General features: G+C 41.7%; 5 protein-coding genes. 2 read left to right on the top strand and 3 right to left on the bottom strand.

Going from position 1 to position 7579, the window contains the following annotated elements:
- Positions 1 to 369: 369 nt before the first annotated feature.
- Positions 370 to 1464 (bottom strand): tryptophan--tRNA ligase, encoded by a 1095-nt coding sequence (gene trpS / locus QYT14_RS17215; protein ID WP_237040212.1) that lies wholly within the window; start codon positions 1462 to 1464, stop codon positions 370 to 372.
- A 100-nt stretch (positions 1465 to 1564) separates the two neighbouring features.
- Between trpS and QYT14_RS17210 the strand changes: the two genes are divergently transcribed.
- Together QYT14_RS17210 and carB are read left to right on the top strand one after the other, a co-directional pair.
- On the top strand, positions 1565 to 2344 hold the full coding sequence (locus QYT14_RS17210; protein WP_237040213.1) for a hypothetical protein: 780 nt from the start codon (positions 1565 to 1567) through the stop codon (positions 2342 to 2344).
- A gap of 251 nt (positions 2345 to 2595) precedes the next feature.
- Positions 2596 to 5817, top strand: coding sequence for a carbamoyl-phosphate synthase (glutamine-hydrolyzing) large subunit (carB, locus tag QYT14_RS17205; protein ID WP_288325508.1), 3222 nt, complete (start codon positions 2596 to 2598; stop codon positions 5815 to 5817).
- 93 nt (positions 5818 to 5910) lie between these two features.
- Here the strand turns inward: carB and QYT14_RS17200 are convergent, their stop codons facing one another.
- Together QYT14_RS17200 and QYT14_RS17195 are read right to left on the bottom strand one after the other, a co-directional pair.
- Positions 5911 to 7035, bottom strand: a complete 1125-nt coding sequence (locus QYT14_RS17200; RefSeq protein ID WP_288325507.1) for a 6-bladed beta-propeller — start codon at positions 7033 to 7035, stop codon at positions 5911 to 5913.
- A gap of 98 nt (positions 7036 to 7133) precedes the next feature.
- Positions 7134 to 7379, bottom strand: coding sequence for an NVEALA domain-containing protein (locus QYT14_RS17195; protein ID WP_005941296.1), 246 nt, complete (start codon positions 7377 to 7379; stop codon positions 7134 to 7136).
- Positions 7380 to 7579 lie beyond the last annotated feature (200 nt).

Here is a 7579-nt window from a genome sequence, read left to right as displayed (position 1 = left end):
GCCGACCCTCTGCTTGTAAGGCAGATGCTCTGAACCAGCTGAGCTAAACGCCCGTTGCCTCTTGTTTTCAAAAGCGTTGCAAAGGTATGGTTTTTTTTGATAACTGCAAACTTTTCTCCTATTATTTTTTCATTTATTTTTCATCGTGGCTACTAACACGCTGATTAACAAGGCATAAAAATATACAGAGGGGAGGCAAAACAAAACCAACCTATCCAATCGTCAGTTGTAGGGGCAGGGTTTGCCTGCCCGAAGACACAAAGTAAACTGTTTTCGGGCGAGCGAACCTCGCCCCTACGAACGAAACGACAGCATTATCCACGTTTTGACACAACCCCTTTGCTCCATATACAGTGCAAAGATGCGTTTTTATTCTTGTCCGAAACGCTTTGCTTGTTCAGCAATCAGCTCCGCATCATCGAAATAATTTATCTTCATGGCCTTGCGTACATCATCCAATGTTTCTGCCGCTGTTGCACGAGCTGTCTCACATCCTTTACGCAACATCTCATAAATAGCCGGAATATCTTTTTCAAATTCCTTGCGGCGCTCACGAATGGGAGTCAGTTCCTCTTGCATGATAGCTGCCAGGAATTTCTTTACCTTCATATCTCCCAAACCGCCACGCGTATAATGTGCTTTCAATTCATCCAGGTTAGGATAATCAGACAAATAACGTTCAAAATGCTCAGGTTTACAGAAAGCATCCAAATAAGTAAAGACAGTATTGCCTTCAAGTTTACCCGGATCGGATACTTTGATATGGGTCGGGTCAGTATACATACCCTTCACTTTCTTTTCCACCTCATCGGCTGTATCGGAGAGATAGATACAGTTACCCAACGATTTACTCATTTTTGCCTTTCCGTCCGTGCCCGGCAACCGCAGACAAGCAGCATTGTCGGGCAACAGGATTTCCGGTTCTACCAGCGTATCACCATAGATATGATTGAACCGGCGGACGATTTCACGCGTCTGCTCAATCATCGGTTCCTGATCTTCTCCCACCGGCACGGTTGTAGCCCTGAATGCCGTGATATCGGCTGCCTGACTAATAGGATAGGTAAAAAAGCCTACAGGGATACTTGTCTCGAAATTACGCATCTGTATTTCTGTCTTCACCGTAGGGTTACGCTGCAAACGAGATACGGTAACCAAATCCATGTAATAGAAAGTCAGCTCACAAAGTTCGGGAATCTGGGACTGAATGAATATAGTAGACTTGGCAGGGTCTAAGCCGACAGCCATATAGTCAAGTGCCACTTCAATAACATTCTGACGAACCTTTTCAGGATTGTCGATATTATCTGTCAGAGCCTGTGCATCTGCTATAAAAATAAAAGTTTTATCATACAATCCGGAGTTCTGGAGCTCTACCCGGCGTTTCAATGAACCTACGTAATGACCGATATGCAACCTTCCGGTAGGACGGTCACCTGTCAATATGATTTTTTCTTTTCCCATATCTCTTAAATATTATCTTATATTAAAAATTACGCAAAGATAGGAATATTCTAGCACAATAACTTAACTTTGAATCTGTATTTCACATATAATAATTGTTATGAATAAACTAAGACCAACTATTAAACTAGCTCTATTTATTTCTGTTGCAAGCATATTTTTCGCTGCATGTTCCGATGACGATGATAAAAAGTCTTCTGCCCCATCAAAAGTCATTACCGGAATTAAAGTGTATAAAATCACCGATGTCATCAGCTATGAAGGTGATATTGACTTTACTTATGATAAAGACAAACGCCTGACGGGTGTGCGCAGCAATGCTCCACTGGCTACCATAAACTATTCCTATGGAGACAATTCACAAATAAGCTATAATTACTCTTCGGAAAACTCTCCGTTGGTGGAAATGACCACGACTCTAGAGAACGGACGCAGCTATGTGTGCAAGTTTTCCAATCAGGACAGTCCTATCACCTATTCGTATAATAATGAAGGATACCTGAAAAGCAGTAACAATAACGGAATAGTGCTTGAATACCAATGGAACAAGAAAAACCTGTCCTCCATTACTTCCACGCCAAGGGGAACTTACAACAGTGAATACAAAGTATCCACCATTGCCAATGACTACAGCCTTGATTTGAACACGCTGGTGCAATGCATTGACGAACGCCAGAATTATGTAAACGTAGTAAACACATTCGGACAACTGGCAGGCATCCTGGGCAAACGGAGTGAGAATATCATAGAAGACACTTACTATACATACGACTATAGTTTCTTGCAAGACGGCAGGCTGAAAGACATTACCTTAATAGATATGAATAACACCGGCTATTCCTTTCTCTTGCATTACGCCGATTCTGATAATATCGAATAAATATACAGAAAGTGAGCTTCCGGGCATAGATTTCTCATTTTTATCTCAATCGGCATTGACAAAGAGCCTGATTTATTTTGTTATCTTAGAAATAAGTAGTTACTTTGCACAAAATTTAAAGATGCTATGTATCCTACAGGAACAAAGATAATATAGACATAAAGCAAATGCGTTAGTCCTCTCACGAGGATGGACGCATTTTTTTTATATTTTAGCGACATTAAAACAACTATTATAAAAAGAAACTTTCAATGAAAAAGGATTTAAAGAAAGTCCTGGTATTGGGTTCGGGTGCCCTTAAAATCGGCCAGGCAGGAGAGTTTGATTACTCAGGTTCACAAGCGCTGAAAGCATTGCGCGAAGAAGGTATTCACTCGGTGTTGGTAAATCCGAACATCGCAACTATTCAAACTTCGGAAGGTATAGCTGACAAGGTGTATTTCCTTCCTGTCACTCCCTTCTTTGTTGAAGAAATTATCAAGAAAGAACAACCGGACGGTATTTTATTGGCTTTCGGTGGTCAGACTGCACTGAACTGCGGCACTGAACTTTATCTGAACGGTACATTAAAGAAATATGGTGTAGAAGTACTGGGTACCTCTGTAGAAGCCATCATGTACACTGAAGACCGTGATTTATTCGTAAAGAAACTGGATGAAATTCCGATGAAGACCCCGAAGAGCCACGCTGTGGAAAGCATGGAAGAAGCTCTGAAGGCTGCCCGCGAAATCGGTTATCCGGTTATGGTACGCTCTGCCTACGCATTAGGTGGTTTGGGTAGCGGTATCTGTCCGGACGAAGAAGCTTTCATCAAATTGGCGGAAAGCTCATTCGCGTTCTCTAAACAGATCCTGGTTGAAGAATCATTGAAAGGTTGGAAAGAAATTGAATTCGAAGTAATCCGCGATGCCAACGACCATTGCTTCACCGTAGCAAGCATGGAAAACTTCGACCCGCTGGGTATCCACACCGGTGAGTCTATCGTGGTGGCCCCCACTTGCTCGCTGACAGAAGAACAAGTGGCCATGCTGCAAGAACTGTCTACAAAATGTATCCGTCACTTGGGTATTGTGGGTGAATGTAACATCCAGTACGCTTTCAATGCAGATACCAACGACTACCGTGTCATTGAAGTAAACGCGCGTCTGAGCCGTTCTTCCGCACTGGCTTCCAAGGCTACCGGTTTCCCCTTGGCATTCGTTGCCGCTAAAATCGCTTTGGGTTACACACTGGACCAGATTGGCGAGATGGGTACTCCCAACTCAGCATACGAAGCTCCTCAATTGGATTATTTGATTTGTAAGATTCCCCGTTGGGACTTGACCAAGTTTGCCGGTGTATCACGCCAAATCGGTTCCAGCATGAAGTCGGTAGGTGAAATCATGTCTATCGGACGTTCTTTCGAGGAAATCATTCAGAAAGGTCTTCGCATGATTGGTCAGGGTATGCACGGTTTCGTGGGTAACGACCATACCAAATTCGAAAACCTGGATGAGGAACTGGCTAACCCGACAGACCTCCGTATCTTCTCCATCGCTTCTGCATTGGAAGAAGGATACAGCATTGAACGTATCCATGAGCTGACCAAGATTGACCCGTGGTTCCTGGGCAAGCTGAAAAACATCGTTGACTATAAGGCTAAACTTTCTACTTATAACAAGATAGAGGATTTGCCTGAAGATGTACTTCGCCAAGCTAAAGTGTTAGGCTTCTCCGACTTCCAGATTGCACGCTTCGTGTTGAAAGCAAACGGCAATATGGAAAAAGAAAACCTGGCTGTACGTGCCCGTCGTAAGGCTTTGAATATTCTTCCGGCTGTGAAACGTATCAATACAGTGGCGTCAGAACATCCCGAACTGACTAATTACCTGTATATGACATACGCTACTACAGGTTATGATGTCAATTATTATAAGAACGAAAAATCAGTAGTCGTATTGGGTTCGGGTGCTTACCGCATCGGTTCTTCCGTAGAATTTGACTGGTGCTCTGTGAACGCCGTCCAGACTGCACGCAAGCTGGGTTACAAATCCATCATGATTAACTATAACCCCGAAACAGTTTCTACCGACTACGATATGTGTGACCGTCTGTACTTCGATGAACTTTCATTCGAACGTGTACTTGACGTAATCGACTTGGAACAACCGGGCGGCGTTATCGTATCGGTAGGCGGACAGATACCCAACAATCTGGCAATGAAACTGCATCGTCAGTCCGTACCTGTATTGGGAACTTCACCACTGTCTATCGACCGTGCTGAAAACCGTCATAAATTCTCGGCCATGCTCGACCAACTGGACATTGACCAACCGGCTTGGAAAGAATTGACCAGCCTGGAAGAGATGGAAGATTTTGTTAACAAAGTAGGCTATCCGGTATTGGTTCGTCCTTCATACGTACTCTCGGGTGCTGCCATGAACGTATGCTACAACGAAGACGAATTGAAAGAGTTCTTGCAGATGGCGAAGGAAGTTTCTAAGGAATATCCGGTAGTGGTATCACAGTTTATGCAGGAAACCAAAGAAATAGAGTTTGATGCTGTAGCCCAGAACGGTGAAGTGGTGGAATATGCCATCTCCGAACACATTGAATATGCTGGTGTACACTCCGGTGACGCTACATTGGTATTCCCGGCACAGAAGATTTATTTCGAGACAGCCCGCCGCATCAAGAAAATCGGTCGCCGCATCGCTAAAGAACTGAATATTTCCGGTCCGTTCAATATGCAGTTCCTGGCCAAGAACAACGAAGTGAAAGTGATTGAGTGCAACCTGCGTGCCTCACGTTCATTCCCGTTTGTTTCTAAGGTATTGAAACGTAACTTTATTGAAACAGCCACCCGCATCATGTTGGGTGCTCCATACAGCAAACCGGACAAGTCGGCATTCGACATTGACTGGATTGGTGTAAAAGCTTCTCAGTTCTCATTCTCACGCTTGCACAAGGCTGACCCTGTATTGGGTGTAGACATGTCTTCAACCGGTGAAGTAGGTTGTATCGGCGATGACTTCCATGAAGCCTTGCTGAACTCACTGATTGCTGTAGGATTTAAGATTCCTCAGAAATCTGTCATGTTCTCGTCAGGTGCTACCAAATCTAAGGTAGATTTGTTGGAAGCCAGCCGCATGTTGGCAGACAAAGGATACGAAATCTATGCAACCGCCGGAACTGCTACTTTCCTGAATGCACACGGAGTAAACACCACTCCTGTGTACTGGCCGGATGAACGCCCTGATGCAGAGAATAACGTGATGAAAATGATTGCCGAACACAAGTTCGACCTGATTGTCAACATTCCGAAGAACCATTCTAAACGTGAGTTGACTAACGGTTACAAGATTCGTCGCGGAGCCATCGACCACAATATTCCTTTGATTACCAATGCTCGTCTGGCAAGTGCCTTCATCGAAGCATTCTGCGAAATGAGCGAAAAGGATATTCAAATCAAGAGCTGGCAGGATTATAAATAATCCTTCCCAATAAATAAAAAGAGGGTGTGTCTTCAATCTGACACACTCTCTTTTTTTGACAAGATACTACTATGGGACTAATATTGGAGTACGTTAAAAATGAAATTTGTTAACCAACAAAATCCGATTTCCATCATTCAGCGCATTTCTTATAGTGTCAGGTAGTGATTCATAATCTCTGCACATATTTTCCAGTTCTTGGCTGATAAGACTTACAATAGTTCCTTTACCATCTGAGGACATAGGTTCTATAATATCATATACAGAAGATGATTTTGTAAACTTTCTACATCCACATTTATTATTGAAAGGATTGAATATAATAGTATATTGACTATTCCCATCTTCAATAAGTCCTATCCAAGTACTATCAGAAACGACGATAGGACTGTTTACCAACCTTAAGTAATCGGCAGAAGGCTTACTTCGACGAAAGGCTAAATAATCTGTTTTTGCCTTTTGAGAGATAGCTTTATCTAAAAAATCAAAAACAATGAAGGTGTGTACCTTCCCATCTTCATCCAATATTGCCAAAGAATCTGAAGGCGAACGATAATAACATAATCCTGAATTGTTATTCCTGAAAATTTCGTTTGTCGTACATCCTCCTATATAACCTTCTTGATAAGGCATTGAGCGCGCAATAGGATTCATTAACGAATCCGTATAAATCAGAGCTGGCATTTGTGTTCCGTTAGGTGTCGTGTTAAATATAAAATTGCCATTCTTCAGTCGTTTGAAGGCATCTGCAAAAAAAGGAATTTTCTGTTCACTTAAGAAAGTCCCGGATTCAGTGTAATGAATGATTTTTTTGGAATTTGTATCTAATACGTACACTCCGGTTTCGTCTACATGCATATCCCAAGGAAAAACATATTCTCCCGGGCCCTGTCCTACACGACCATATTTAATATCAGATGTACCATCCTTTTTAAAGGATACAACAGTTCGTAATGCGCTTTGGTCTAGAATATAATATTTGTTATTGTATTCTATTATTTTGTCGGCACAAGAGAACATGATGTTGTTTCCTTCGTTCAGAACAACGAATGAAGTGTCTGCAATGTGACTAGTGACGGAATCATAATAAGCTTCATCAAGAGGTATTGTTATTTTATATACATCACAATTTAAAGGAACTGTTTCAACAGAATCTTTATTCCCAGAACAAGCTGATAATAATCCTAGTAGAAATATCTGTATAATTCTATTTTTCATTTTTAACAAGCACAATCATTAATGAATAATTTAGACAAGGCTTTAATTGTCTTGTCCAAATTCTGCTCAGTATTAATACAAAGGCGTAAAAAAAGAAGTTAATAACAATCAGAGTCAGTACATGATTCGGAATTAATGGAACGACACACCATTTTATGTCCGCCGCCATAACATTTTTTTTCTTCTCTAGGTCCCGTATTGGAAGCTCCACTTTCGCCACTTGCTAAAGCTTCAATATTTGCTAGTTGAAGTTCTGACAAGTTTCCTGTTGAATCAATACAATCCCAATAAATATTTGCACCAAGAATTAGAAATAAAGCAAATAAAACTACAATCTTTTTCATACATCATTATATTTAAAGTTAATATATGAACAAAGCTAAAAAATAAACCGTCACGCTGTTCTTCGCAACAAAAAAAAGTTAACCTATTTTATCTTACATCAACAGCTCCAACAACGTACACTTTGAAGCCGTGCCCCTCTCTTCAAAACAGGAATTTCCCCCTTCCCCCATCCGTTTTTGTCCTATTCATCGGCATTTCG

The sequence above is a fragment of the uncultured Phocaeicola sp. genome (assembly GCF_948499155.1).
GTDB lineage: Bacteria > Bacteroidota > Bacteroidia > Bacteroidales > Bacteroidaceae > Phocaeicola > Phocaeicola faecalis.
The sequence above is the reverse complement of the archived record's forward strand: the minus strand, read 5'-3'. Positions and strand labels throughout refer to the sequence as shown.